This window comes from Pseudomonas sp. P42 (genome assembly GCF_017973755.1).
GTDB classification, from domain to species: domain Bacteria; phylum Pseudomonadota; class Gammaproteobacteria; order Pseudomonadales; family Pseudomonadaceae; genus Aquipseudomonas; species Aquipseudomonas iridis.
The window spans coordinates 294395-320114 of sequence record NZ_JACOPU010000002.1; the positions used below are offsets into that span (position 1 = coordinate 294395).

General features: G+C 59.8%; 24 protein-coding genes. 10 read left to right on the plus strand and 14 right to left on the minus strand.

Translation table 11 applies throughout. The annotated features are described in order from the left end of the window. Positions 1–76 precede the first annotated feature (76 nt). From nth to metG, 7 genes are all read right to left on the minus strand, one after another. A complete protein-coding gene (gene nth / locus H8B20_RS06240) occupies positions 77–715 on the minus strand; it encodes an endonuclease III (protein ID WP_047302889.1) in 639 nt (212 codons plus the stop codon). Then, positions 712–1293, minus strand: a complete 582-nt coding sequence (locus H8B20_RS06245; RefSeq protein WP_210622644.1) for an Rnf-Nqr domain containing protein — start codon at positions 1291–1293, stop codon at positions 712–714. The genes nth and H8B20_RS06245 overlap by 4 nt, the downstream gene beginning before the upstream one ends. Then, positions 1290–1895, minus strand: a complete 606-nt coding sequence (locus H8B20_RS06250) for an RnfABCDGE type electron transport complex subunit G (protein WP_210622645.1) — start codon at positions 1893–1895, stop codon at positions 1290–1292. The genes H8B20_RS06245 and H8B20_RS06250 overlap by 4 nt, the downstream gene beginning before the upstream one ends. Then, complete coding sequence (locus H8B20_RS06255; protein WP_210622646.1) at positions 1892–2875, minus strand: RnfABCDGE type electron transport complex subunit D; 984 nt, start codon at positions 2873–2875, stop codon at positions 1892–1894. Before H8B20_RS06255 ends, H8B20_RS06250 begins: the two co-directional genes overlap by 4 nt. Then, a complete protein-coding gene (gene rsxB / locus H8B20_RS06260) occupies positions 2862–4070 on the minus strand; it encodes an electron transport complex subunit RsxB (RefSeq protein WP_210622647.1) in 1209 nt (402 codons plus the stop codon). Before rsxB ends, H8B20_RS06255 begins: the two co-directional genes overlap by 14 nt. Then, positions 4067–4636, minus strand: a complete 570-nt coding sequence (locus H8B20_RS06265) for an electron transport complex protein RnfA (RefSeq protein WP_047302879.1) — start codon at positions 4634–4636, stop codon at positions 4067–4069. Before H8B20_RS06265 ends, rsxB begins: the two co-directional genes overlap by 4 nt. A 130-nt stretch (positions 4637–4766) precedes the next feature. Continuing rightward, positions 4767–6818, minus strand: coding sequence for a methionine--tRNA ligase (gene metG, locus H8B20_RS06270; protein WP_210622648.1), 2052 nt, complete (start codon positions 6816–6818; stop codon positions 4767–4769). A 133-nt stretch (positions 6819–6951) separates the two neighbouring features. Here metG and apbC point away from each other — a divergent pair, with 133 nt between their 5' ends. Continuing rightward, complete coding sequence (gene apbC / locus H8B20_RS06275; RefSeq protein ID WP_042560723.1) at positions 6952–8046, plus strand: iron-sulfur cluster carrier protein ApbC; 1095 nt, start codon at positions 6952–6954, stop codon at positions 8044–8046. A gap of 130 nt (positions 8047–8176) precedes the next feature. Here the strand turns inward: apbC and H8B20_RS06280 are convergent, their stop codons facing one another. Further along, positions 8177–8935, minus strand: a complete 759-nt coding sequence (locus H8B20_RS06280; protein WP_210622649.1) for an SDR family oxidoreductase — start codon at positions 8933–8935, stop codon at positions 8177–8179. A 161-nt stretch (positions 8936–9096) separates the two neighbouring features. On the opposite strand from H8B20_RS06280, the gene H8B20_RS06285 reads away from it, so the two are divergent. From H8B20_RS06285 to groL, 4 genes are all read left to right on the plus strand, one after another. Next, on the plus strand, positions 9097–9828 hold the full coding sequence (locus H8B20_RS06285) for a HugZ family pyridoxamine 5'-phosphate oxidase (protein WP_210622650.1): 732 nt from the start codon (positions 9097–9099) through the stop codon (positions 9826–9828). 65 nt (positions 9829–9893) lie between these two features. Beyond that, positions 9894–10370, plus strand: coding sequence for an FxsA family protein (locus H8B20_RS06290; RefSeq protein WP_042560720.1), 477 nt, complete (start codon positions 9894–9896; stop codon positions 10368–10370). Positions 10371–10628: 258 nt separating this feature from the next. After that, a complete protein-coding gene (locus H8B20_RS06295) occupies positions 10629–10922 on the plus strand; it encodes a co-chaperone GroES (RefSeq protein WP_007916610.1) in 294 nt (97 codons plus the stop codon). 50 nt (positions 10923–10972) lie between these two features. Then, entirely contained in the window at positions 10973–12619 is a 1647-nt protein-coding gene (gene groL, locus H8B20_RS06300; protein ID WP_210622651.1) for a chaperonin GroEL, read from the plus strand. Positions 12620–12819: 200 nt separating this feature from the next. On the opposite strand, the gene H8B20_RS06305 is transcribed toward groL, so the two are convergent. Beyond that, entirely contained in the window at positions 12820–13563 is a 744-nt protein-coding gene (locus tag H8B20_RS06305; protein WP_200612414.1) for a phosphatase PAP2 family protein, read from the minus strand. A gap of 218 nt (positions 13564–13781) precedes the next feature. On the opposite strand from H8B20_RS06305, the gene colR reads away from it, so the two are divergent. The 5 genes from colR to H8B20_RS06330 all read left to right on the plus strand — a co-directional run bounded on the left by colR (position 13782) and on the right by H8B20_RS06330 (position 17509). Then, the gene (gene colR, locus H8B20_RS06310; protein WP_210622652.1) at positions 13782–14465 is read left to right on the plus strand and encodes a response regulator transcription factor; all 684 of its coding nucleotides are present in this window, start codon (positions 13782–13784) and stop codon (positions 14463–14465) included. Then, positions 14455–15738 carry a sensor histidine kinase gene (locus tag H8B20_RS06315; protein WP_042560716.1) on the plus strand — a complete coding sequence of 428 codons (1284 nt, stop codon included), beginning with the start codon at positions 14455–14457 and terminating at the stop codon, positions 15736–15738. The genes colR and H8B20_RS06315 overlap by 11 nt, the downstream gene beginning before the upstream one ends. A gap of 152 nt (positions 15739–15890) precedes the next feature. Continuing rightward, positions 15891–16559: a class I SAM-dependent methyltransferase gene (locus tag H8B20_RS06320; protein ID WP_210622653.1), complete on the plus strand. Its 669-nt coding sequence runs from the start codon at positions 15891–15893 to the stop codon at positions 16557–16559. A gap of 3 nt (positions 16560–16562) precedes the next feature. Further along, positions 16563–17279, plus strand: coding sequence for a lipopolysaccharide kinase InaA family protein (locus tag H8B20_RS06325; protein ID WP_210622654.1), 717 nt, complete (start codon positions 16563–16565; stop codon positions 17277–17279). Between the two features lie 2 nt (positions 17280–17281). Next, a complete protein-coding gene (locus tag H8B20_RS06330) occupies positions 17282–17509 on the plus strand; it encodes a hypothetical protein (RefSeq protein WP_042560713.1) in 228 nt (75 codons plus the stop codon). A 196-nt stretch (positions 17510–17705) separates the two neighbouring features. Here the strand turns inward: H8B20_RS06330 and H8B20_RS06335 are convergent, their stop codons facing one another. The 5 genes from H8B20_RS06335 to H8B20_RS06355 all read right to left on the minus strand — a co-directional run bounded on the left by H8B20_RS06335 (position 17706) and on the right by H8B20_RS06355 (position 25712). Beyond that, on the minus strand, positions 17706–20735 hold the full coding sequence (locus H8B20_RS06335; RefSeq protein WP_210622655.1) for a multidrug efflux RND transporter permease subunit: 3030 nt from the start codon (positions 20733–20735) through the stop codon (positions 17706–17708). A gap of 13 nt (positions 20736–20748) precedes the next feature. Then, positions 20749–21897 (minus strand): efflux RND transporter periplasmic adaptor subunit, encoded by a 1149-nt coding sequence (locus H8B20_RS06340; protein WP_210622656.1) that lies wholly within the window; start codon positions 21895–21897, stop codon positions 20749–20751. Between the two features lie 180 nt (positions 21898–22077). Next, positions 22078–23178, minus strand: coding sequence for a DUF1513 domain-containing protein (locus H8B20_RS06345; RefSeq protein ID WP_210622657.1), 1101 nt, complete (start codon positions 23176–23178; stop codon positions 22078–22080). A gap of 14 nt (positions 23179–23192) precedes the next feature. Further along, positions 23193–24257 (minus strand): imelysin family protein, encoded by a 1065-nt coding sequence (locus H8B20_RS06350; RefSeq protein ID WP_210622658.1) that lies wholly within the window; start codon positions 24255–24257, stop codon positions 23193–23195. Positions 24258–24284: 27 nt separating this feature from the next. Further along, positions 24285–25712 (minus strand): di-heme oxidoreductase family protein, encoded by a 1428-nt coding sequence (locus H8B20_RS06355; RefSeq protein WP_200612405.1) that lies wholly within the window; start codon positions 25710–25712, stop codon positions 24285–24287. Positions 25713–25720: the final 8 nt, after the last annotated feature.

Sequence of the window (25720 nt, forward strand, 5' to 3'; positions counted from 1 at the left end):
CGCCCCTTATATCGACATTCCGGCGGCGGGTAAAAAAGATTTTTTCAATCGATCACTCATTTATTTCTATAACTGATCAATCGTCCGATGTTTTTTGTTTGTATTCGCACAAGTCTTCGATTCGGCAACTGCCGCACCGGGGCTTGCGGGCCAGACACACGTAGCGTCCGTGAAGAATCAGCCAGTGGTGGGAATCGAGCAGGAATTGCTTTGGTACAAACTTCATAAGCTTGTTTTCCACCTCGACCACATTTTTGCCCGGAGCGATGCCCGTGCGGTTGCTGACTCGGAAGATGTGCGTGTCTACGGCCATCGTCAGCTGACGGAAAGCCGTGTTGAGCACCACATTGGCAGTCTTTCGGCCGACACCGGGCAACGCTTCGAGCTCCTCACGCGTTTGCGGCACTTCACCGTTGTGGCGTTCGACCAGCAAGCGGCACGTTTCGATGACGTTTTTGGCCTTGCTGTTGTAGAGGCCGATGGTCTTGATGTATTCGGACAGCCCCTCGACGCCCAGCGCGTAGATCGCTGCCGGGGTGTTGGCGACCGGGTACAGCTTGGCCGTCGCCTTGTTTACGCCAACGTCGGTCGACTGCGCCGAAAGAATCACCGCAATCAGCAATTCGAAGGGCGAGGAGTAGGCCAGTTCGGTTTTCGGCTCGGGATTGTCTTCGTGCAGTCGGCGGAAAATCTCAAGACGTTTTGCGGCATTCATGGGCGATGCGTTTCCTTGGGGATAGAGTTCGAGCGAGTCCAGGCCTGACGGGCCGCGAGCAGCAGGCCCAACATAATCAGCGCGCCGGGAACCAGGGTTGCCAGAGGCAGGCCCTCGCTGAATAAAACCAGACCTTGCCAGTGTTCTAACAGTCCTCGGCCCAAGCGACCCTGGCCTGCGAGTTCACGCACCACGGCGAGTATCACCATCAAGGCGCTGAACATACCGCTTAGCTTGAGGCGCTCGCTCGATGTCTGGCGGAAAAATCCGTTGTGTTCGAGTACCAGGCACTGCAAGGCAGTCAACCCCGCATACAGACCAAAAGCCTGATGCCACGGAAGAAACCAAAGCTGCGCGAAAACCTCGGCACAACTGGTCAGCGTCGCGGCGAGCAGCAGCGCTGCTGACCAGGTGGCCGCAGGCGTCAGGCGCGAGCGTAAAAAAGACATGCACAAGCCATAGGCGCCCACTACCACCGCGAATATCAAGATCGCGCCCAGCGCGCCAGCCAACGAACTCGTCGTCCCGAGCAAAAGCATGAGCATCAATGAATTCGCCACGTGCGCCGTGCGGTTCATGGTGGGCTCCCCAGCAATGCCACACGATGTTGGTCAAAGTAACGCAGAGCGTCATGGACAGCGTTGATCACCGCGCGGGAGGTGATGGTCGCACCGGCCATTTGATCGAATTGCCCCTGATCCTTTTTCAGCGCCCAACCGGCATCTGTCGGCTCATCACTCGATTTCCCTACAAATACCGAAAGCCATGCATTCGGCCATTCGCCCAGATGCCCGCCAAGCGCGGGCGTTTCATTTTGCTTGAGGGTTTTTACCCCCAGCAATTTTCCATGGTTATCAATGGCAATCAGCAGTTCGATGCTGCCTGCATAACCCTTGCTGCGGCTGCGCAGCAACACTGCAACCGGTCGCCCGGCTTTGCTCGCGCGATAGCCACCGGTGAGTGTGCTGTGGCTCAAGGCAACGTCCGCCAGGGCCAGCGGTTGTTCGAGTGGTTGATTGTCGTAGCTGTCGGGTGCGAGCACGTCGAGCAGTTTGCGACTGTCGAGCAGACGCTGTTCGGCGGCAATCTGCGGCGCATTGCTGCGTTGCACAAGATACGTCGCCGTGATGCCGACGAAAGCCAACAGCAGCAGCGTAAGTGCGCTCTTTGTGCGGTTCATGGGCGCACCGGTTTCTGTCGGCTCAGAGCAAAACGCTCGAGTGCCGGCACGCAGAGATTCATTAACAGCACCGCGAACGCGACGCCGTCCGGGTAACCGCCCCAGGTGCGGATCAGGTAAGTCAGCAGCCCGACTCCGGCGCCGAACAGCACGCGCGCCAGCGCATTTTTTGCCCCGGATACCGGTTCGGTGATGATGAAAAACGCGCCGAGCATGGTGGCACCGCTCAGCAGATGTAACAGCGGCGAGCCGTGGGAGTCCGAGCCCGATCCGTTCCAGCACAGCAGGCTGACTAAAAACAGGCTGGCGAGCATACCGACGGGCGCGTGCCAGCCGAATACTCGCCGTTGCAGCAGAAACAGCCCGCCGGCGAGAAACGCCAGATTGACCCATTCCATGCCTCGCCCGCCGAAGCGCCCGAAGGCCGGGTTGGCGGCGAACAATTCATCGATGGTCAGGCTTTTATTGATGCGCAGGCTGTCCAGGGCCGTGGCCTGAACCCAGGCGTCCGGGACCTGCGCCGGATTGAATACCTGCTGCAAGGCGTCGAGCAGCGCCATGCCATGGGCTGGCCATTGGGTCATTGGCTGCGGGAACATCACGATGACCAAGGCAAAACCGAGCATGGCCGGATTGAACGGGTTTTTGCCCACGCCGCCGTACAGATGTTTGCCAAACAGCAGACCTGCGGCGGTTGCCGTCATCGTCAGCCACCAAGGGCAATAGGGCGGCAGGGCGACGGCCAACAAAGTCGCGCTGACCAGTGCGCTGCCGTCACCGAGCAGCGGCTGCAACGCTTGCCCGCGCAGGCGTGCCACGCCTGCCTCGACCGCCAGTGCGCAGGTGACGCAAAGGATCAGATTGATCAATACGCCCCATCCGTAAAACCACAACATGCTCAGCAGTCCCGGCAGCATGGCAAGCAGCACCAGTCTCATCGCCTGTTGCAGGCGATCGTCGGGTGTTTCAAGGGGCAACATGGTCTTGCACCTGGCGCTCGGCGTCTTGCAGGCGGGCGCGGGCCTTGTCGAGGGTTTCGGCCGGGGTGTCAGCGCGTCGTTCGAGTTTGTTCAGGTCAGCGCGGGCGTAGGCCAATTCGGTTTTCAACTGACGAAGTTGGCTGTCGATCGGGCGTTTTTCCACGCGCACCAAGTCAGGCACAGGCTGATCGCTGGCCGCTTCGGCGGCGTGAAGGGCTTGCTCGGCGTCACGTAACGCCTGTTCCAGCGTGGCAACCTGCTCGGTCGGCGTTTCGGCGGTCTGGGCCTTTTTCAGTTCGGTGCGGCGCATGGCCAATTGAATTTTTGCCCGTTTCAGGTCCGCGTCTTTCGCCGGCGCTGGCGCTGCCGGAGTGGCGGGTGCGCTGCTTTCGAGTTTGGCCAAAGCCTGTTCAGCCACTTCGAATTGCTGCTGCAATACGATCAATTGCGACTGCTGTTCAAAGGTCGGCGGATGACCAAAGGCTTTCAGCGATTTATGCAGTTGCGCGCGGCTCATCGCGACATCGATCTTGGCTTTTTTCAGTGCGGCGTCGGCGCCTGCGGATTTTTGCGCGCGCACGCGTTCCAGTGCAGCTTGCACCGGGTCGAGCGTTGTCACTTCAGATTGAGCGGCGCGTTTGGCTCGCGCCTCGCGCTCAGCCTGTTTGTGTTGTTCTTCGCGTTGCAGACGGGCATTGCGTCGTTCAAAGCGCTGGCGGGCGTGATCACGTTTTGCGGCGCGCGCGCGCTGTTCTTCAAGACTGAACGCGAGGCCACCGACCACCGGCAGTGTGCTCGGTGGCAGGGGATGCATTTCGATGCAGTCCACCGGGCAGGGCGCCACGCAAAGGTCGCAACCGGTGCATTCGTCGATCAGAACGGTGTGCATCAATTTCGCCGCGCCGACGATGGCATCAATCGGGCAGGCCTGAATGCACTTGGTGCAGCCGATGCATTCGGCTTCGCGGATGTAAGCCACCTGCGCTGGCGCCGAACCGCGACTGACGTCCAGTTCCAGCACCGGCACTTTCAACAGCTCGGCCAGCGCCGCGATGGTTTCATCACCACCCGGCGGGCATTTGTTGATCGGCTCGCCGTCGACGATGCCCTGTGCGTAAGGTTTGCATCCTGGATGCCCGCACTTGCCGCACTGTGTCTGCGGCAGAAGGGCGTCGATGCGTTGAATCAGACTCATGTTTTGATCAGTCCACTGAATCCGAGAAAAATCACTGCGATCAGTCCGGCGCCGATCAGGTCGATAGGCAGTCCGCGAAAGGGCAGGGGAATATCGTTGTCGGTTGTACGCTCACGCAAATCGCTGAACAGACTCAGCACCAGCCAGAAACCCAGCCCGGCACCGAGGCTCATTGCTGTCGCGTGCAGCAGGCCTTGATCGCTCTGCGCATTGATCAGCGCCAGCCCAAGCACGCCGGCGTTGCCCAGCAACAGCGGCCACAAACCCTCGAACGGCAGGTTCGGCAACCCGCGCGCCAAGAGTTTCAGCAACGGCGCGATCAGCAACACGCTCAATGGCAAAAACACGAACAGGCGCAGCGCTTGCAGTTGCAGGGGTACCAGCAACCAGTGCCAGACTGTGTAGCCAACCACGCCGACGATGACCATCAGGCATAACGTCGCCAGCCCCAGCGCATGCACCTGCCGACGACTGCCCGCCAACAGCGGATCGACGCCCAGCGGCCAGTGCAACACGAAGTTGTTGAGCAGCGCGGCACTGATAAGCGTAAGCACGAGTTCGGTCATGGGGCTGCCGGCAAAACGGGCGGATGTCTCATAAGGTTAGGCATTATCCGGCAGCGACGGTGAGTGGGCCAGATATGAAAAATCCCACAGGCATGCGCGCACGCCTGTGGGATCGATTTGCCGCAGAGTCTTACTTGATGCGCTGACCTGGCTTGGCGCCGCTGTCCGGGCTCAGCAGGTAGATTTCTTCACCGCCAGGACCTGCTGCCATCACCATGCCCTCGGAAATACCGAACTTCATTTTCCGCGGCTTGAGGTTGGCGATCATCATGGTCAGGCGACCGTCGAGTTTGGATGGGTCCGGATAAGCGCTCTTGATCCCGGAGAACACGTTGCGTTGCTCGTCACCGATATCCAGGGTCAGGCGCAGCAGCTTATCGGCGCCTTCCACGGCTTGCGCCTTGATGATCAGCGCAACGCGCAGGTCGACCGCAGCGAATGCGTCGAAGTCGATTTCCGGCGACAGCGGATCCTTGGCCAGCTCGCCGTTGCCCGCAGGGGCGGCTACGCCGGTATCGGTCTGGCTGGCGGTCAGGTCTTCTTTGGAGGCGTCGCTCATGGCTTGTACTTTTACCGGGTCGATGCGGGTCATCAACGGCTTGAATTCGTTGAGCTGATGATTGGCCAGCAGGGTGGTGTGGTCGTTCCAGGTCAACGGGGCGACGTTGAGGAACGCCTCGGCATCGGCGGCCAGCAGCGGCAGCACCGGCTTGAGGAAGATCACCAGTTGGCGGAACAGGTTGATGCCGGTGGCGCAGATCGCCTGGACTTCATCCTGTTTGCCTTCCTGCTTGTTCAGCGACCACGGTGCCTTGTCGGCGATCCAGGCGTTGGCGCGGTCGGCCAGAGCCATGGTTTCACGCATGGCACGGGCGAAGTCGCGGGCTTCATAAGCGTCGGCGATGCTTGGCGCGGCGGCGAGGAAAGCCTCGGTCAGCTCAGGCGCGGCATTGTTGTCGACCAACAGGCCGGCATTGCCCTTTTGAATGAAGCCGGCGCAGCGGCTGGCGATGTTGACGACTTTACCGACCAGGTCGGAGTTGACCTTCTGCACGAAGTCTTCGAGGTTCAGGTCGAGGTCGTCGACGCCACGGCCCAGTTTGGCCGCGTAGTAGTAGCGCAGGTATTCCGGCGACAGGTGATCCAGGTACGTGCGGGCCTTGATAAAGGTGCCGCGCGACTTGGACATCTTCTGGCCGTTGACGGTCAGGTAGCCGTGAACGTTGATTGCGGTCGGTTTGCGGTAACCGGCGCCTTCGAGCATGGCTGGCCAGAACAGGGCGTGGAAGTTGACGATGTCCTTGCCGATGAAGTGGTACAGCTCGGCAGTGGAGTCCTTGGCCCAGAATGCGTCGAAGTCCAGCTCCGGCGTGCGGTCGCACAGATTCTTGAAGCTGGCCATGTAGCCGATTGGCGCATCCAGCCATACGTAGAAATACTTGCCCGGCTCGCCCGGGATCTCGAAACCGAAGTACGGCGCATCGCGGGAGATGTCCCACTGCTGCAGGCCGGCGTCCAGCCATTCGGCGATCTTGTTGGCCACGGCGTCCTGCAAGGTGCCGCTGCGGGTCCAGCCTTGCAGCATTTCCTGGAAGTCCGGCAGTTTGAAGAAGAAGTGCTGGGAATCCTTGAGCACCGGGGTGGCGCCAGAGATTGCCGACTTCGGATCCTTCAGATCAGTCGGTGCGTAGGTCGCACCACATTTTTCGCAGTTGTCGCCGTACTGGTCTTCAGTGCCGCATTTCGGGCAGGTGCCCTTGATGAAGCGGTCGGCCAGGAACATCTTCTTTTCCGGGTCGAAATACTGGGTGATCGAACGTTGGGCGATGTGCCCTGCGTCACGCAGCTTGAGGTAGATCTGGCTCGACAGCTCACGGTTTTCTTCGGCGTGAGTGGAGTGGAAGTTGTCGAAGTCGACCAGGAACTCGGCAAAGTCGGCGCTGTGTTCAGCCTGCACGTTGGCGATCAGTTGTTCCGGGGTGATGCCTTCCTTTTCTGCGCGCAGCATGATCGCCGAACCGTGGGCGTCGTCGGCGCAGACATAGATGCATTGATTGCCGCGATGCTTCTGGAAGCGCACCCACATATCGGTCTGGATGTATTCCAGCATGTGGCCAAGGTGGATCGAACCGTTGGCGTAGGGCAGGGCGCTGGTGACGAGGATCTTGCGTGGCTCGGACATGTGGGGCTTCGCTACTTGATGAAACGGAGGTCGGCCACTATAAAGCGCTGGCGCATATTTTTCACCCTGTGCACCTGTTTCATTCAGGTACGATACTCGCCATCTTTTCCCAGTCTTGTTATCGGAGTTGCCCATGAGTGCCGTCACTCGCGCAGCGGTGGAAGCCGTCCTCAGCCAATACACCGACCCTTACCTGAACCAGGACCCGGTCAGCGCCGGTTGCGTGAAAAACATCGAGATCGTCGGTGACCGCGTCAATGTGCAGCTGGAAATCGGTTACGCCGCCGGCCTGTTCAAAAGCGGCTGGGCGCAATTGCTGCAACTGGCCATCGAAAACCTCGACGGCGTAGTGATTGCCCGAGTCGAGGTCAACACGGTGATCGCTGCGCACAAGGCTCAAGCGCAGATCCCGGGGCTGGCCAACGTCAAGAACGTGGTGGCCGTGGCGTCGGGCAAGGGCGGTGTCGGCAAATCGACCACCGCTGCCAACCTCGCGTTGGCGCTGGCCCGTGAAGGCGCCAAGGTCGGGATTCTCGATGCCGATATCTATGGCCCGAGTCAGGGAATCATGTTCGGCATTCCCGAGCGCACTCGCCCTGAAATCAAGGATCAGAAGTGGTTCGTGCCGCTCAAGGCCCACGGCGTCGAAGTCATGTCGATGGCGTTCCTGACGGACGACAACACACCAATGGTCTGGCGTGGGCCGATGGTCTCCGGCGCATTGCTGCAACTGGTTACGCAAACCGCGTGGGGCGATCTCGATTATCTGGTGATCGACATGCCGCCAGGCACCGGCGACATCCAGTTGACCCTGGCGCAGAAAGTCCCGGTGGCGGGCGCTGTGATCGTCACCACACCGCAGGATCTGGCCTTGCTCGACGCGCGCAAAGGCGTGGAAATGTTCCGCAAGGTCAACATTCCGGTGTTGGGCGTGGTGGAAAACATGGCCGTGCACATCTGCTCCAATTGCGGCCATGCCGAGCATCTGTTCGGTGAAGGTGGTGGTGAGAAGCTTGCGACGCAGTACGGCGTCGAGCTATTGGCCTCGCTGCCGTTGTCGATGCTGATCCGTGAACAGGCCGATGGCGGCAAGCCAACGGTGATCGCCGAGCCGGACAGCCAGATTGCCATGGTCTATCAGGAACTGGCCCGTCACGTTGGCGCGCGGATTGTGTTGCAGGAAGCGGCAACACCCGCGATGCCGAACATCACCATCAGCGACGATTGATAACTCGGCAACGCTTGGAAACCTGTGGGAGTGAGCCTGCTCGCGAAGAGGAAGTGTCAGTCAACGAAGAGGTTGTCTGACACGCGCTTTCGCGAGCAGGCTCGCTCCCACATTGGTTTTGTAGTGTCAGTCAGATACGCAACCCGCCATCCATCTCCAGAATCCGACCGGTGTAATAGTCGTTCTCGAAGATGTACGCCGCCGAATGGGCGATCTCTTCCGGTTTGCCCATGCGCTTGAGCGGAATTCCCGCGGTCATCTTCTCCAGCGCTTCCGGCTTCATGCCCAGGGTCATCTCGGTTTCGATGAAGCCCGGCGCAATGCCCGCTACGCGAATGCCATAACGCGCCAGTTCCTTGGCCCACGTCACGGTCGCCGCTGCCACACCGGCCTTGGCCGCGGAATAGTTGGTCTGGCCAACGTTGCCTGCGCGGGATATCGACGAGATGTTGATGATTGCGCCGCCGGTCTTCAGCTCGACCATTTTTGCTGCGACTTCGCGCGTGCAGAGGAATACGCCGGTCAGGTTGACGTCGATCACCGCCTGCCATTGGGCCAGGCTCATCTTGGTCATTTCGCCGTCCTTGACCTTCAGTAGCAGGCCGTCGCGCAGAATCCCGGCGTTGTTGATCAAACCATCGATCGCGCCGAAATCGGCGGCGACCTGCGCGACCATGTGCTCCACCTGTTCTTCATTGGCGACGTTGCACAGGTAGCTGCGGGCCTCGACCCCTTTGGCTTTGCAGGCGGCGACTGCGTCGTCGAGCTTTTCCTGGTTCAGATCGACCAGCGCCAGCTTCGCGCCTTTGCCGGCGAAATACTCGGCCATCGAACGGCCCAAACCCTGGCAACCGCCAGTGATAATGATTACTTTGTCGTTGAGTTGCATTCGCATGCCCCGATAGCAGGTCAGAGTGGATTTCCTTTAGAGAGCCTCTCGATCTGCGCCCGATGTGGCCTGGCTGCACATGAGAATTGCCCGATGGTGAGCGGAACATATCCCGCGCACCTGTCCGTTTTTTCGACGGATTCTATTTAAGGAGTCATAAATTGAGCGTTGAAGTGGCGAAGAATGCCCGAGAATTGCTTCTCAAGGAATACCGTGGAGTGCTCTCGACCCACTCTAAATCCATGCCCGGTTTTCCCTTTGGCTCCGTCGTGCCGTATTGCCTGGACGAGCAGGGCTGGCCGTTGATCCTGATCAGCCGCATCGCCCAGCACACGCACAATCTGCAAAAAGACCCGAAATGCTCGATGTTGGTGGGGGAGCGCGAGGCAGATGACGTGCAGGCCGTTGGTCGCCTGACCTATCTGGCCGAAGCGCTAAAGCTTGAAGACACCGCCAGCATCGAAGCGGCGGCCGAGCGTTATTACCGCTACTTCCCCGACTCGCAGAACTACCACAAGGCTCACGATTTCGATTTCTGGGTGCTGAATCCGGTGCGCCATCGCTACATCGGTGGTTTCGGCGCCATTCACTGGGTCGATCAACTGACCTTGGCCAACCCGTTCGCCGGCAAAGCCGAGATCAGCATGGTCGAACACATGAACAGCGACCACGCCAAAGCCATCGCGCACTACGTCGATCTGGCCGGACTGCCGAAAACCGTGCCTGCGCAACTGGCCGGAATCGACACCGAAGGCATGCACCTGCGCATCGGTCAGGCGCTGTACTGGTTGCCGTTTCAAGCACCATGTCATACGCCGATACAAGTGCGCGAAGCCTTGGTTTCTCTGGCTCACGCCGAGCATTGGCCAAAAAATGCAGTGGCCGACGCTTGAATTCACGAAAGGGCGACGTCATCTAAGGCTTACTGCAAGGCATTTCTTGCGTAGAGGAAAGTTAGATGCGCCCTTTTTTGTTGCTCTTTCTGCTGTTTCCGGTGCTGGAGCTGTTCGTATTCGTCAAAGTGGCAGGGGCTATCGGGTTTTTCCCGGCCTTGCTGCTGATCATTCTCGGCTCGATGTTCGGGGTGTTCGTGCTGCGCGTCGCCGGTCTGGCCACTGCACTGCGTGCCCGTGAAAGCCTGAACCGCGGCGAACTGCCTGCGCAAACCATGCTTGAAGGTCTGATGCTGGCACTGGCCGGTGGTTTGTTGATTCTGCCGGGCTTCATCAGCGACGTGGTCGGTCTGGTGATGCTGCTGCCGTTCACGCGTCGACTGCTGGCCAATAAAATGCGCCAGCGCGCCGAAGATCAGGCGATGCGCCAGCGTGCGTTCGCTGACGATCTGCAACCACGCGGCGGGCCTGCCCCACGCGATACGGTGGGCCGTGAGCCCAACGTGATCGAAGGCGAGTTCGAACACCGCGACACCAAGTGACATCTGGATCGACACGGCACCCTCGGGTGCCGGGTTTTTATGTGGGCTGCATCCGGGCGCTGCGATGAAAAATTTTCTGCGTTCGCCCTTGTAATAAGCTTATGCGCCCTTATGTAACGCTCACCGAAAGGTTTCTGGCATTTGCGCCAGTCAGACTTCCGCGTCTCGCTCGACGAGGCGCACCCGGCGAAGGCCGGATTTGTTAAACCCGCCGGGAATACACCGGCCGATGAAAACCACAATTAGGAGAGATCGACAATGAAGCTTCGTCCTCTGCATGACCGCGTCGTAATCCGTCGCAGCGAAGAAGAAAAGAAAACCGCTGGCGGTATCGTCCTGCCAGGTTCGGCTGCTGAAAAAGCCAACCACGGTGTGATTCTCGCTGTAGGCCCGGGCAAAGCTCTGGAAAACGGCGAAGTGCGCGCACTGTCCGTTAAGGAAGGCGACAAGGTTGTGTTCGGTCCTTACTCCGGCAGCAACACTGTGAAAGTCGACGGCGAAGACCTGTTGGTAATGAGCGAGAACGAAATTCTCGCCGTTATCGAAGGCTGATTACCCCGTCCATTTTCCCGCTACTACAAAGTATTTAAGGAATATCGATCATGGCTGCTAAAGAAGTTCTGTTTGGCGATTCCGCCCGTAAGAAAATGCTCAAGGGCGTCAACGTCCTGGCTGACGCAGTAAAAGCGACCCTGGGCCCGAAAGGCCGTAACGTGATCATCGAGAAGAGCTTCGGCGCTCCGACCATCACCAAGGACGGCGTTTCCGTCGCCAAAGAAATCGAACTCGAAGACCGTTTCGAAAACATGGGCGCGCAGCTGGTCAAAGACGTTGCCTCCCGTGCCAACGATGACGCAGGCGACGGTACTACCACCGCCACCGTTCTGGCTCAGTCGATCGTCAACGAAGGCCTGAAAGCCGTCGCTGCCGGCATGAACCCGATGGACCTGAAGCGCGGTATCGACAAAGCGACCATCGCTATCGTCAAAGAGCTGAAGAACCTGTCCAAGCCATGCGCTGACACCAAGGCAATCGCTCAGGTCGGTACCATCTCGGCCAACTCCGACAGCTCCATCGGCGAAATCATTGCCGAAGCCATGGAAAAAGTCGGTAAAGAAGGCGTGATCACCGTTGAAGAAGGCACAGGCCTGGAAAACGAACTGTCGGTTGTAGAAGGCATGCAGTTCGACCGTGGCTACCTGTCCCCGTACTTCGTCAACAAGCCTGAGACCATGGTTGCCGAACTGGAGAGCCCGCTGGTTCTGCTGGTCGACAAAAAGATCTCGAACATCCGCGAGATGCTGCCAGTACTGGAAGCCGTTGCCAAAGCCGGCCGTCCACTGCTGATCGTATCGGAAGACGTTGAAGGCGAAGCCCTGGCGACTCTGGTTGTGAACAACATGCGTGGCATCGTCAAAGTTGCAGCCGTCAAGGCTCCAGGCTTCGGCGACCGTCGCAAGGCCATGCTGCAGGACATCGCTGTTCTGACCGGCGGTACCGTTATCTCCGAAGAGATCGGCCTGAGCCTGGAAGCAGCCACCCTGGAAAACCTGGGTAGCGCCAAGCGCGTGACCATCTCCAAGGAAAACACCATCATCGTTGACGGTGCTGGCGTTGCAGGCGACATCGAATCGCGTATCGCTCAGATCCGTGCTCAGGTTGCCGAAACTTCCTCGGACTACGACCGTGAAAAACTGCAAGAGCGTCTGGCCAAACTGTCCGGCGGCGTTGCAGTGATCAAGGTTGGCGCTGGTTCCGAAGTAGAAATGAAAGAGAAGAAAGCCCGCGTTGAAGACGCCCTGCACGCAACCCGCGCAGCCGTTGAAGAAGGCGTGGTACCTGGCGGTGGCGTTGCGCTGATCCGTGCACTGGAAGCCCTGACCGAACTGACCGGCGACAACGCTGACCAGAACGTCGGTATTGCTGTGCTGCGTCGCGCTGTTGAAGCGCCGATGCGTCAGATCGCTGCCAACAGCGGCGACGAGCCAAGCGTAGTCGTCAACGAAGTCAAAAACGGCAAAGGTAACTTCGGTTACAACGCTGCGACTGGCGAATACGGCGACATGATCGAAATGGGCATCCTGGATCCAACCAAGGTTACCCGTTCGGCTCTGCAAGCTGCAGCCTCGATCGGCGGTCTGATCCTGACTACCGAAGCTGCAATTGCCGATGCACCGAAGAAAGACGGCGGCGCTGGCGGCGGTATGCCAGACATGGGCGGCATGGGTGGCATGGGCGGCATGATGTAACCCAGCCTTACCCCGTAACGCAAAAACCCCGCCTGCGATAAGCAGGCGGGGTTTTTTATTGCCGCTGATTTGAGGTTCACCTGAAACCTGGGCGCGGCCATCGCTGGCAAGCCAGACTCCCACAGGGATCTCCAGTGTTCACAGATGCCATGAGCAGCAGTGATCCCTGTGGGAGCTGGCTTGCCAGCGATGGCGTCAGTTCAGACGCTGACCGGTTGTGTATTGACCACCGATTCAGCCTTCACCGCCGGGCGATACAGCACCCAGTAATACGATCCCAGACAAATCAGCCAGCAGAAAATCGCCGTCCACACGTTGTGCGAAAAGAAGTGCGCGCCCTGCATCATCCGGCTGATCGAGAACACCGAGCCCAAGGCAAAGGCAAAGATAAATGCCTGTCGCGCCAGACGCGGACGCCGGTCACGCAACACGAAGAACAGCGCAAACAACGTGAACCCCGTGGCCGCATGACCGCCGGGCCAGCAACGGCCGGGCTTGTCGGTCGGCGGGCGATGATCCATCAGTTTGCTGTAGGTTTCATGGCCGCCGAATTGCTCCAGGCTCCAGGGGCATTGCACGGCCGTCACCGCTTTGACCGGCGTCACGAACGAAGTCGCCAGCCCAAGGGACAGCACCAGACAGCCCAGCTCGCGCTTGAACGGCTTGAGCCTGTTGATGAAGAACGCGCCGATGAAACCGAAAATGGCGAACACCGAAAATGCGATCACTACCTGCTTGGCGCGGTCGTGCAGGATGTCTTCGAGGAAGAAGCTGTGCCGGCCGATGAAGTCCCCCGCAACCGGATCGTAGAACAGCCTGGCCAGATCCATGTCCAGATCGGTCAGTTCGAGCAGCATCAGCACCAGTGCAGCCAAGGCGGGAATGCCCAGGCACAACCAGAAATTCAGAGGCCTTGAAACGGGGCGGGCAGAGGTCGACACCATGGCAATTCCTTGGTCGGCAAGTGTTGTGAGGGGCGTAATCGCGCGCAGTCTGCGCCCGCGTGCGTGGGTGATTTGTTAACCGAAGGTGAAAAAATCGTTGGCCGGCACAAACAAACGGTTTATCGATAAACATCCCGCTACATGCCTAGCCCTGAGCCACCGTTGGCCGTAAGCTGCGCGAGCCATGACGGCGGTAACCGTGTACGCAAGAGGTGCCCATGCGAATTCTATTGGTCGAAGACAACCGCGACATCCTGGCCAATCTGGCCGATTACCTGGGGCTCAAGGGCTATACCGTCGATTGCGCCCAGGACGGTCTGTCGGGTCTGCATCTGGCGGCCACCGAGCACTACGACCTGATCGTGCTCGACATCATGCTGCCCGGTATCGACGGCTACACCCTGTGCAAACGCCTGCGCGAGGACGCCCGCCGTGACACCCCGGTGATCATGCTCACCGCTCGCGATCAACTGGACGACCGTTTGCAGGGCTTCAAGTCCGGCGCCGACGATTACCTGGTCAAGCCCTTCGCCTTGTCCGAGCTGGCGGCGCGGATCGAAGCGGTAATGCGCCGAGCTCAGGGCGGCGGCCGGCGTGCCTTGCAGGTCGCCGATCTGAACTACGACCTCGACACCCTGGAAGTGACCCGCGAAGGCAAGCTGCTCAAGCTCAACCCGGTCGGCCTCAAACTGCTGGCGGTATTGATGCAGAAGAGTCCGCACGTGCTGCGTCGGGAAATTCTCGAGGAGGCGCTGTGGGGTGATGACTGCCCGGACAGCGACAGCCTGCGCAGTCACGTCCACCAATTGCGTCAGGTGATCGATAAACCGTTTGCCAAACCCTTGCTGCATACCGTGCACGGCGTCGGTTATCGCTTGGCCGAGGGGCGTGATGGAGTTTAAGCAAAGCCTTTCCCAACGGATCATTATCGCCTTTGCGCTGATGAGCGCACTGGTTGCCGGCGCTTTCGCCATGGGCATTGTCGCGACGGTGCATCTGGTCGAGGAAAAACTGATTTCGGCAGGGCTGGGCGGCGATCTGCAACGTCTGTTGCTGATGGACAATGTCTCCGACTGGAGCCATCGCCCGGAGCCGGATCAACTGTTCTACTTCAGTGGTGGCCCCGGCGACTTCGACTTGCCCAAGGATCTGCGTCATCTGGATGCGGGTTTTCACGAAGTCTTCCGCGAGCAGCTGTCATATCACGCCATGGTCGAAGTCGTTGATGGCCGGCGGTATGTGCTGCTGCAGGATCAAAGCGATTTCGAAGAGCGTGAGCGCGTGCTGTTTGCCGTGGTGCTGGTGGGCTTTGTACTCAGCCTCGCATTAGCGGTATTCCTTGGCTGGGTCCTTGCGCGCAAGGTCATGGCGCCCGTGGTGCGCCTCGCACGCCAGGTTCGCCATCGGGATCAATTGCTGGGTCTGGCGCCGCCGCTGGCGCCGGACTACGCGGCCGATGAAGTCGGTGAGCTGGCGGTGGCGTTCGATGCCACGCTGGGGCGTTTGCGCCAGGCTCTGACCCGCGAGCGGCTGTTCACCAGTGACGTCAGTCACGAGTTGCGCACGCCGTTGATGGTGCTGGCGAGCTCCTGTGAACTGCTATTGGAAAACCCGGGGATCGACCAGCGCGGCCGTTCTCAGGTCGAGCGTATTGCCCGCGCCAGCGAGGAAATGCGCGAGTTGGTGCAGACCTTCCTGATGCTCGCCCGCGCACAGAATGAAGAAGCCGGGGCGGCACCACAGCAAAACCTCACGCAAGTGGCAGAAAGTCTGGTGTGCCTGTGGCGCGAGCCGATCGAGCGCAAGGGACTGACCCTCACCCTTGACCCCGGTAACCCAGCGGATACCCGCTATAACGCAACCCTGCTGAATGCCGTGATGGGTAATTTGCTGCGCAATGCATTGCATTACACCGAGCACGGTTTCATTCGCCTGACGCTCACCGCCAACGGATTCGTCGTCGAAGACTCCGGCGTCGGCATTCCTGAAGAGAAACGTGAGGCCATGTTCGAGCCTTTCGTGCGTGGCAGCGAGAAGCGCGGGGAAGGTCTGGGGCTGGGCTTGTCACTGGTACAACGCATCTGCGAAAACCAGGGCTGGACTGTCAGCCTGAGCACGATGGAACCTAATGGTTGCCGCTTCGAGGTAGATCTTGGCCATTTCGGACGCAAATAGTGGCTCCAGGCTACTCCCGTCAACCTGTCTAAATCCTGTATAACGTTGTAATAATTTGTCGGTTTACCTGACATTTTTTTCACATTTGGACGACCTGCTGCTGACACGCCGCTCACTAAGGTGGTGCCATCAGTAATTCAGGAGTCCTGGTGATGACCGGCCCGATCAAGCTCGATTTTTCCGAAAAGTACGACGATCAACACGCTAAGAAATATCTGCGCAAACATAAAGAAAGCCTCGGACGTCGTCTTTCCCATCTGCGTGACGAGCAACTGGCGCGCAAGGCTCTGACACTGGCTGGCGAACCCGGTCTGGTGCTTGATTTGCCTTGCGGTGCCGGACGCTTCTGGCCGTTGCTGGCGGAAAAGCCCAATCGGGTGATTATCGGTGCGGACAACTCCGAGTCGATGATCAAGATCGCATTGGAAGGACAACCGGCGGATGTGGTGAAGCGGGTTAAACCCTTGCACACCTCCGCTTTCGATATTGCTCTGCCAGATAACGCCGTCGACAGCATTTTCTGCATGCGCTTGCTCCACCACATCGGAGAAGCCGAGCACCGTCTGGCGATTCTGCGCGAGTTCGAGCGCGTTACCCGTGACAGCGTGATCGTCTCGTTGTGGGTCGACGGCAATTTCAAGGCCTGGAAACGCAGGCGTGCGGAGAAGGATCGTCCCAACCGTGATTACCAGAATCGCTTTTTGATTCCGGCGGCTACGATCGAAAAAGAATTTGAAACCGCGGGTTTCCGCATTCAGGAACAACTCGACTTTATTCCGCTCTATGCGATGTGGCGAGTTTACGTATTACGCAAGAGGTAAAGGATGGCAGTGCAAATGGCAGCAGACGCGCAAGTGACGCCTCAGGACAGTTTCGACTACTACTGGAGTCAGCGCGGTGAGTGGGTCGAAGAACCCAATGTACGCCGTGGCGGCGAAAGTGGCGTGCAACGGATTGTCGGTCGCGATGGCCAGTTGCTGTATGCCAAACGCCAGACCGGTCACATTTATCGCAGTTGGCTGCATCCTTTCGGACGCCCGACTGTACTGCGCGAGCTGGATGCCCTGACCGGTGTCAGCAAACTCGGCGTGCGCGTGCCGCAAATCGTTTTCTGCGGTGCCCAGCCTGATCCGCAGCACAAGTGGCGCGCTCTGCTGGTGACCAAGTCTCTGGACGGTTTCCAGGAACTGGAACACTGGCTGGCGTCTGCCGGTGGTCGCGATCAGTGCGGCGACGCGATCTATGAGCGTGTGCTCAAGGATCTGGCCGAAAACCTGGCGCGTATGCACAAGGGCCGTTGGCAGCACAGCTGCATCTACATCAAACACGTTTTTGTACGGGTGACGGGCGAAGGCGAGTCGGCCACCGTTGAAGTGGCGTTGATCGATTTTGAGAAATGCCGCCAGCGTCTGACCGCTTATCGCGCCGCTTCCCATGACATGAAGCAACTGCGTCGCCACTCGTCGTTCCGCGACGCGGACTGGAAAAAACTCGTCTACTTTTACGAGACGGCGTTTGGCAGCGCTATCAAAGGTTTATAGCGATGAAACTCGAAATTGCACGAGGTTTGTTTTTGGTAGGAGCCTTGGCAGTTGCTTCACTGGCGGTGGCTGCCTGGGAGCAGCCGCGCATGCAGGTTCTCGGCGCGTCCACGACGGATGCGCACTGTGCAGTACCACGGGTGGCGAAAGCCTCCGTGGCAACTCAACCCGATCATGATTTGTTGTTGTTCATGTTCGGACTGACTCAAGGCATGAGGCCACAGAGTTGAACCGATTGAAGCCCAAATGAAAGGCCTCGCAGATGCGAGGCCTTTTTTTTGCAAATCCCTGTGTAGGAGCTGCCGAAGGCTGCGATCGTTTGATCTTGATTCTAAAAACAAGATCAAAAGATCGCAGCCTTCGGCAGCTCCTACAGGGTCAGGGTCAGGGTCAGGGTCAGGGTCAGGGTCAGGGGCAGAGTCAGGTTCAAGTTTTGGTATCGGGTTTCGCCAGCAGGGTGTAGATGCAGGGCAAAACGAACAGCGTAAACAGCGTCCCGATCGACATCCCCGTCGCAATCACCATCCCGATATCAAACCGGCTGACGGCCCCCGCGCCGGTCGCCAGAATCAGCGGCACCATGCCGAATACCATCGCTGCCGTGGTCATCAACACCGGGCGTAGCCGAATCGCTGCAGCCTCTTCGACCGCTTCACGCGCCGACAGGCCCTTGTCCTTGCGTAACTGATTGGCGAACTCGACGATCAGGATCCCGTGCTTGCTGATCAGCCCGATCAACGTCACCAAGCCGACCTGAGTGTAGATGTTCATGCTCGACCAGCCGAGGAACAGCGGGATCAGCGCGCCGCAGATCGACAGCGGCACCGTCACCAGAATCACCAAGGGATCACGGAAACTTTCGAACTGCGCCGCCAGCACCAGGAAAATGATCGCCAGCGCTAACGCGAACGTCACCCACAAGGCACTGCCTTCCTGCACGAATTGTCGCGATGCGCCGCCATAGTCGAACGCGAACCCGGCCGGCGCCTCTTCCCGGGCAATCTGCAATACGGTGTCGATCGCCTCGCCCATGCTCACCAACGGGAAACCAGAGATCTTCGCCGCGTTGAGCTGTTGAAACTGGTTGAGTTGACGCGGTCGTGCGCGGTCGCTGACCTTGATCAGCGTCGACAGCGGCAGCAACTCGCCCTGGGTGTTTTTCACGTAGTAGTTGTTCAGCCAGTCCGGGTTGTCACGGAAGGGGCGTTCGACCTGGGCGATGACCTTGTAGCTGCGCCCTTCGATGGTGAAACGGTTGATTTCCGCCTCACCGAGCAATGTCGCCAGCGTGCCGCCCAGATCCTGCATCGACACGCCCATCTGCGCCGCTTTGGCGCGGTCGATGTCGACCACCACTTCCGGTTTGTCGAACGCCAGATCGAGGTCGACGAAGGCAAACTTGCCTGACTCCATGGCGCGTTTCTTGATCCGGTCGGCCACTTGCAGCAGCAGTTCGTAATCGTTGGCAGTGTTGATCACGAACTCGAATGGCAAGCCTTCACCCGTGCCAGGCAGGGAGGGCAGGTTGAAGCCGAAAATCTGCAAGCCCGGAATGCTCTGCAGTTTGCCTTGCACCTCGGGCAGGATTTCCATCTGGGTACGGCTGCGCTCGTTCCAGGGCTTGAGCAGGAACCCGCCAATGCCCGCCTGTACGCCGTTGTAGCCGTTGATCTGGAACGAGGAGTAGTACTCCGGAAACTCCTTGAAGATCTTGATGAATTCGTCGGTGTAGGTGCTCAGGTAATCGAGGTTGGTCGGCTGCGGGGCGGTGGCAATCATGAAAATGATGCCCTGGTCTTCGTCCGGCGCCAGTTCCGATTTGGTGAACTTGAGGAACACCGGGATCAGGCACAGCACGATCAAGGCGAACACCAGCACCACCGGGCGGGTGTTCAACGTGCCATGCAGGGTGCTCTGGTAGCGGCGCTTGAGGCTGTCGAAGATGCGGTCGAGTCGATGCGCCAGGCCTGTGGGGTTTTCCTCGTGGCGCAGCAAAAACGCACACATCATCGGTGACAGGGTCAGGGCGACGACGCCGGAAATCACCACGGCGCCGGCCAGGGTCAGCGCGAACTCTTTAAACAGCGCTCCGGTCAGCCCGGTGAGAAAACCGATTGGCGCGTAAACCGCCGCCAGAGTGATGGTCATCGACACCACCGGCATGGCGATTTCACGCGCGCCCTCAAGCGCTGCGTCAAACGGGGTTTTTCCTTCCTCGATATGTCGGTGGATGTTCTCCACCACGACAATCGCATCGTCGACCACCAGGCCGATGGCCAGCACCATCGCCAACAGGGTCAGCAGGTTGATCGAGTATCCCATCATCTGCATGAAGAACATCACGCCGATCATCGACAGTGGAATGGTCACCACCGGAATCACCACCGAACGCAGCGCGCCGAGGAACAGGAACACCACGACGATGACGATCAGCACCGCCTCGAACAGGGTTTTCACCACTTCGTCGATGGAGGCCTGAATGAACAGCGTGGCGTCGTAGGCGATCTCGCTTTTGAGGTTCGGCGGCAGCTGCGCCTCCAGCTCCGGCATGATCTTGCGCACTTCCTTGATCACATCCAGCGGGTTGGCCCCCGGCGTGGCCTTGATGCCGATATACACCGAGGGCGTGCCGCCGAACGAGCTGATCGAGTCGTAGTTTTCCGCGCCCATTTCGACCCGCGCGACATCGCTGAGCAACACGCGGCTGTCGCCACTGACCTTCAGCGGAATCGCCGCGAAGGCTTCAGCGGACTTTAATTCAGTGTTGGCGTTGATGCTGGTGACCACGTACTCGCCTTTCACTTCGCCGGCGGCGGAGAGGAAGTTGTACTGGCGCACGGCGTTGGTCACGTCGCTGGCGCTGAGGCCGAAACCGGCGAGCTTCACCGGATCAAGCCACAGGCGCATGGCGAATACCTGATTGCCGAGGATCTCCGCTTCGGCCATGCCTGGCAGGGTTGCCAGTTTTGGCTGGATCACCCGTGACAAGTAGTCGGTGATCTGCGGGTTGCTCAGGTCTTTGCTGAAGAAACTGATGTACATCAGCGCCGAGGCGTCGGCGGACTCTTTGCTCAGCACCGGGTCTTCGGCGTCTTGCGGCAGTTTGTTTTTGACTTCGTTGGCCTTGGACAGCAACTCGGTAAACAGGCGGTCGGTATTGGAGCCGATGCGCGCGTAAATCGAAATCACCGAGAAGTTCTGGCGACTGACCGAGGTCATGTAGTCGATGCCCTCGGCGCTGGCCAGACTCTGCTGCATCGGCTGGGTGATATAGCCCTGAATGGTTTCGGCATTGGCCCCGGGGTAGGCGGTGGTCACCGTGATCAGGGCGTTTTCCATTTGCGGGTATTGGCGCAGCGGCAGCTTGCTCCAGGCCTGGAAGCCCAGTAGCACAATCAGCAGGCTGACCACGGTGGCGAGCACCGGGCGGCGGATGAACGGGTCGGTAAAAGCCATGGGGATTCCTTGATCAGTCGGCGCGGGGCGGACTGTTCTGCTCGCCGAGGGTCTTGTCGTCGCTGATGGCAATGTGTGCGCCGTTGTCCAGTTTGATCTGGCCGGCCGTCACCACGTGTTCGCCGCTCTGCACGCCCTTGTTGATCATCACCAGCCCATCGCGGCGCTCACCGGTTTCGATGAAGCGACGCTCGGCAATCAGCACTGGTTGGCCCTTGTCGTCTTTTTCGAGGCTGCCGTCCTCGGCTTTCTTCTGCCCGACCACGTAGATCGAGTTGCCGTAGAGGGTGTAGGTGATCGCGCTTTCCGGCACCACGATGTGTTTCTGCGGATCGGGCAGCAGCACTTCAAGGCTGGCGAACATGCCCGGCAACAGTTTGCCGTCGGGGTTGGCCAGGGTGGCGCGTACCAGCACGTTACGCGTGGTGCTTTCGACGAGCGGGTTGATCGCGCTGATCTTCCCCGTAAAAATCTGCCCGGGGTAAGCGGCGGCCGAGATATTCACCGGTTGGCCGAGGGCCAGTTTCGGCACCGATTGCTCGGGCACATAGAAGTCGGCGTAGAGGCTGCTCAGATCCTGCAGAGTGGCAATTTTGGTGCCGCTGGCGAGGTAGTCGCCGATGTCGACCTGACGGATGCCGATGGTGCCGCTGAACGGTGCGAGGATGCGTTTTTTCGCCAGCGCAGCGTTGAGCTGATTGACCGTGGCCCGCTCTTTTTGCAGAACCGCCGAGAGTCGGTCGTATTCACCTTTGGAAATGGCGCGACTGTCGATCAGTTGGCTGCCACGCCCGAAGTCCAGTTGCGCCAGACCCAGGTCGGCTTTGGCGGTCTCCAGCAGAGCGGCTTCAACGGCGCTGTCGAGTTGCAGCAGCGGTTGCCCGGCCTTGACCTTCTGTCCTGATTCGAATTTGAGCTCGGTGACGGTGCCGGAGGATTCCAGGCTCAGGTCGACGCCTTGCAGGGCCTTGAGGCTGCCGACGGTGGGCAAACGCATCTGCCACGGGCGCTCGCTGGCAGTGGCCACGGCAACGCTGATCGGCGGTGTCGGCTTGGAGAAGCCTTGAACCATGGTGTAAATCGAAAAGGCTTTGTAACCGCCCAGCACCAGGACAATCAGCAAAACAACACCCAACATGATCAGCATGCGGCGACGCAGCATATTTCCAGTTCCTTGGATAAATCAGGTGAGACAGGCGGGCAACATTACTCCGAGTTCAGGGGGGATTCCAACTGGCAGTTTTTACAGGTGATGTAAAAAGATCGCAGCCTGCGGCAGCTCCTACAGGGAGTTGCATTCCAATGTAGGAGCTGCCGCAGGCTGCGATCTTTTAAGGGCGTTTCACGCCATCAGATGAAGATGGTTGTCCCAGAGCCCTGCCGGTAATTCCAGCGGCTTGGCCAGCAGTTCATCCTGACGGCAATCGTAGTAGCGGCAACGCCCCTGACCCGAAGTCACGACAAAGCCGTCCTGCACCGCACCGACACCGGCGCAATCGGGCAGCGGTGCGTCGAGGCGGATTTCGCCGCTGTCCAGATCCCAGATGAAAAAGCGGTTACCACGCGGGGCGGTCAGCGCCACCAGACGCAGGTCGCTGTGCACCGCGACGCTGGCGGTGTAGTGACCCATCGACTGCAACTGATGCTCCGGCACCGGGAACGCCACGAACGGTTGCCCCGGACGTTTGATTGCCAGCAGCTCCGAGCGCTCGTGTGACGCGCCCATGAATTGCTGACCGGCGACGATGGTGCCGTCGCTGGCAATCCCCAGGTGGCGCACGCTGTTCATCTGTTGGGCGAGGGTTTCCTTGCTCAGCAGGGTGCCGTCGCGTTGCATCAGGACCAGGCTCGGCTCCATGGCGCTTAGGTTCATGTCGACGCGGCTTTCCGCCTCGGTCCGAATCCCGCCGTTGGCCACCACCAGCGTCTCGCCGTCGGGCATCCACGACACCTGGTGCGGGCCGAGGCCATGGGTGGAAATCTCGCCGCTGTGCACCAGCCGCTCGCCTTCGAACTTGTATACCCCGAGCAGGCCACGACCCGGATCGGTGGTGTCGTTCTCGGTGGCGTACAGGTATTCGCCATCCTTGTGCACCACGGCGTGGCCGTAGAAATGCCGGTTCGGCTGCGACGTCACGGTTTGCAGCAACGTGCCGTCACGCAGGTCGATCAGGTAGCTTTCGGTACCCGGCCGGCGGGCGACGAACAGCGCAATCGCAAGCGTCGGATGATTGATGATGTCGTGGCAGCGCTGACCCACCTCGGTGGCGAATACGCGCGTGCCATCCAGCCGATAGCCGACGGCGTAGTGTCTGCCGTCGGTATCGTCGCGAGCCGACAGCAGCAGCGGGCTCTGATCCTTGCGTTTGAACAGCGTCCAGCCGCCCAGCGTCACTGCTCCCAGCAGCAAACTACCTAAAGTCAGAGCCTGGCGTCGCAGCATGGCACTTGCCCTCATCAGTCACCGTCGTTGGCGTTGAAGCCCAGTTGAATGCCCAGCGCCTTGGCCAGTTCGCCTTCGTGCAGGCGATGGACGACGTTGAGGCTGTCGTAGATATCGTTGAGTTGCTGACGACCCGCGTCGTCTTCAAGCATTTCGCCGAGCGAACGCTGAGTGCTGTCGAACAGTTTCAGCGACGCGGCGTAGGCAGCATCGATCTTGTCCGCCAGTGGCTTTTGCTCAGCCGGCAACAGACCGCGCAGGCCTTTGTTGTCGACGCCTTCCCAAACGGTTTTGGCGGCGGCGAGGCTGGCTTCCAGCGCGGTCATTGACGACTGGCTGCGCCACGCATCAGCCTGGAATGGCTGCGGCACACCTTTGCTCTGACGGCCCATCGGCGTGCCGAGTTTTTTCTTCAGGGTGTCGAGTGCGGTGACCTGCACACGCAGCAGATCGGCGATCGCTTCGTGGGAGTCGGCGTAGCGCTGGTTGGGGAACTTGCTCATCTGCGCGAGCATGCCGTCGGTGTTGTTCCAGCCTTGCAGAATCTCTTCGGCCAATTGCTTCTGGCGTTCGCCGATGGCGATCAGCAGTGGGCAGTATTTGGCTTTCTGCTCGGCGTTGGCGACGTCTGGCTTGGCGTCGAACAGGATGTATTCGTACGCCGACAGGCCTTGCACCACTACGCTCGATTTGGCCAGTGCGGCGGCGTCGATCTGCGGTTGCGCGATGACCAGTTGCTCGACCTGACGGCCGACCAGGTTCTTCTTGTCTGGCCAGAATTGCACCTGCCAGGAACGGTTGCCCTCGGCCAGTGGCCCGATCAGCAACGGTTGCAGCTCGGCCCAGGCTTTCTGTGCGTGGAGGAAGTCGGCGCGGGCGGTTTCCAGCGTCTCTTTGCCCTGGCAGTAGGCGAGGGCGCTGACGGCCAGTTGCTTGTCGGCCTCTGCCCAGCGCGTGTAGGTCGGCAGGATCACCGATTTGGCGATGGCAGCCGAGGTAACCGCTTGCGGATCCTGCGGCGAGCAGGCGCCGAGGGCGATGGCGGCAAGGCTGGTGAACAACAGCTTGGGACGGAACATGTCGGGCTCCCGGATCTTTATCTGTATTTAAAGTGAGTTCAAAAACGCCAGCAGCGCGGCACGCTGCTCGGCATTGAAAGCTAAAACCTGTTGCTGCGCAGCTTGTGCTTCGCCGCCGTGCCAGAGCACCGCTTCGAGCAAATTGCGTGCGCGACCATCATGCAAAAACTGGGTGTGGCCACTGACTGCTTGCGTCAGGCCGATGCCCCACAACGGCGGCGTGCGCCAGTCGCGGCCGGAGGCCTGGAATTCCGTGCGGTTGTCGGCCAGACCGTCGCCCATGTCATGCAGCAGCAGATCGCTGTACGGGCGAATCACTTGACTGGCCAGTTCAGGTTCGGCCGCGTTGGCGGCGGTGGTGTATTTCGGTGTGTGACACGACTGGCAACCGGCCTGGAAAAACAGGTTTTTGCCGGCCAGCACTTGCTCGTCGTTAATGCCTCGGCGCGCGGGCACGGCCAGGTTGCGGCTGTAAAACAGCACCAGTCGCAGGATGTTATCGCTGACCTCCGGCTCGCCATTCGGGCCATTGCCGTTCGGTGCCTGTTTGCAGGCGGTTTGCGCGTCGGTGCAGTCATCGAACGGTCTCAGGCTGGTGGTGAGGCCCATATCACCTGAAAACGCGTGAACATTCTGTTGATTGAGGTTGGGTTGCCCGGCTTTCCAGCCAAATCGACCGATGACGGTTTTTTGCAGTTCGTCGTCCCAAACGCGGTTCGGCCGGCCATTGATGCCGTTTTTGTCTTTGGCCTGCGCGGCGGCGTTGGCGAGGATCGCGTCTTCGGGGATCGCTTCGAGCAGGCCGAGGCCGATCATCGGCGGGGCGACACGCGCCGAGAAACGCGTGTCGGGGTGCATGGGGCCGTAGCCGAGCTGAGTGATCTGCAACACCGGTTTGCGCAGTTCGACTTCCGTGCCGTCCTTGAAACGCACCGGAACCGGCGTGTACTCGACCCGCACCTTGCCTTCCGGCACAACGCCCGGCACGGCCATGTCCTGGAACTGCCCGCCGTACACCGGCTCCGGCACTACGCCGAGCTGCTCGATGACTTTGGCGTATTGCGGCGCATCGGGGATCGACAGGCGCACCAGCATCGACACCGAATTGGCCGCGTTCGGCAGTGGCGGATGACCGCGACCGTCCTTGATGTGGCAGTTCTGGCAGGCGTTAGTGTTGAACAGCGGGCCGAGGCCGTCGCGGGCGGTGGTGGTCGACGGCGCGGTCACCCATGGGCTGCGAAAGAAACTGTTGCCGACGCTGAAATCCACCCGCCGCGACGGCGGCAGGTTGGCCGAGGGCAGGGAGAATGCGTTCTGATCGGTCTTGCGCACGGTCGCCGCACCGCCCGAGCGTGCTTCACCGGGCTCAGCCTTGGTGAAACGCGGGGCGTCATCGCAGGCACTCAGGCCCAGGGCCAGAAACAGTGCGGACAAGCGAAGAGGCAGCGAGGGCATCAGACATC

Coding starts and splice junctions, on each gene's coding strand:
- H8B20_RS06255 (WP_210622646.1), bottom strand. CDS start 2,875: ATGTTGCCCCTTGAAACACCCGACGATCGCCTGCAACAGGCGATGAGA.
- H8B20_RS06330 (WP_042560713.1), top strand. CDS start 17,282: ATGAAACTCGAAATTGCACGAGGTTTGTTTTTGGTAGGAGCCTTGGCA.
- H8B20_RS06315 (WP_042560716.1), top strand. CDS start 14,455: ATGGAGTTTAAGCAAAGCCTTTCCCAACGGATCATTATCGCCTTTGCG.
- H8B20_RS06290 (WP_042560720.1), top strand. CDS start 9,894: ATGCGCCCTTTTTTGTTGCTCTTTCTGCTGTTTCCGGTGCTGGAGCTG.
- metG (WP_210622648.1), bottom strand. CDS start 6,818: ATGTCCGAGCCACGCAAGATCCTCGTCACCAGCGCCCTGCCCTACGCC.
- colR (WP_210622652.1), top strand. CDS start 13,782: ATGCGAATTCTATTGGTCGAAGACAACCGCGACATCCTGGCCAATCTG.
- H8B20_RS06320 (WP_210622653.1), top strand. CDS start 15,891: ATGACCGGCCCGATCAAGCTCGATTTTTCCGAAAAGTACGACGATCAA.
- H8B20_RS06250 (WP_210622645.1), bottom strand. CDS start 1,895: ATGAACCGCACAAAGAGCGCACTTACGCTGCTGCTGTTGGCTTTCGTC.
- H8B20_RS06335 (WP_210622655.1), bottom strand. CDS start 20,735: ATGGCTTTTACCGACCCGTTCATCCGCCGCCCGGTGCTCGCCACCGTG.
- rsxB (WP_210622647.1), bottom strand. CDS start 4,070: ATGAGTCTGATTCAACGCATCGACGCCCTTCTGCCGCAGACACAGTGC.
- groL (WP_210622651.1), top strand. CDS start 10,973: ATGGCTGCTAAAGAAGTTCTGTTTGGCGATTCCGCCCGTAAGAAAATG.
- apbC (WP_042560723.1), top strand. CDS start 6,952: ATGAGTGCCGTCACTCGCGCAGCGGTGGAAGCCGTCCTCAGCCAATAC.
- H8B20_RS06355 (WP_200612405.1), bottom strand. CDS start 25,712: ATGCCCTCGCTGCCTCTTCGCTTGTCCGCACTGTTTCTGGCCCTGGGC.
- H8B20_RS06265 (WP_047302879.1), bottom strand. CDS start 4,636: ATGACCGAACTCGTGCTTACGCTTATCAGTGCCGCGCTGCTCAACAAC.
- H8B20_RS06245 (WP_210622644.1), bottom strand. CDS start 1,293: ATGAACCGCACGGCGCACGTGGCGAATTCATTGATGCTCATGCTTTTG.
- H8B20_RS06295 (WP_007916610.1), top strand. CDS start 10,629: ATGAAGCTTCGTCCTCTGCATGACCGCGTCGTAATCCGTCGCAGCGAA.
- H8B20_RS06340 (WP_210622656.1), bottom strand. CDS start 21,897: ATGCTGCGTCGCCGCATGCTGATCATGTTGGGTGTTGTTTTGCTGATT.
- H8B20_RS06305 (WP_200612414.1), bottom strand. CDS start 13,563: ATGGTGTCGACCTCTGCCCGCCCCGTTTCAAGGCCTCTGAATTTCTGG.
- H8B20_RS06325 (WP_210622654.1), top strand. CDS start 16,563: ATGGCAGTGCAAATGGCAGCAGACGCGCAAGTGACGCCTCAGGACAGT.
- H8B20_RS06345 (WP_210622657.1), bottom strand. CDS start 23,178: ATGCTGCGACGCCAGGCTCTGACTTTAGGTAGTTTGCTGCTGGGAGCA.
- nth (WP_047302889.1), bottom strand. CDS start 715: ATGAATGCCGCAAAACGTCTTGAGATTTTCCGCCGACTGCACGAAGAC.
- H8B20_RS06350 (WP_210622658.1), bottom strand. CDS start 24,257: ATGTTCCGTCCCAAGCTGTTGTTCACCAGCCTTGCCGCCATCGCCCTC.
- H8B20_RS06280 (WP_210622649.1), bottom strand. CDS start 8,935: ATGCAACTCAACGACAAAGTAATCATTATCACTGGCGGTTGCCAGGGT.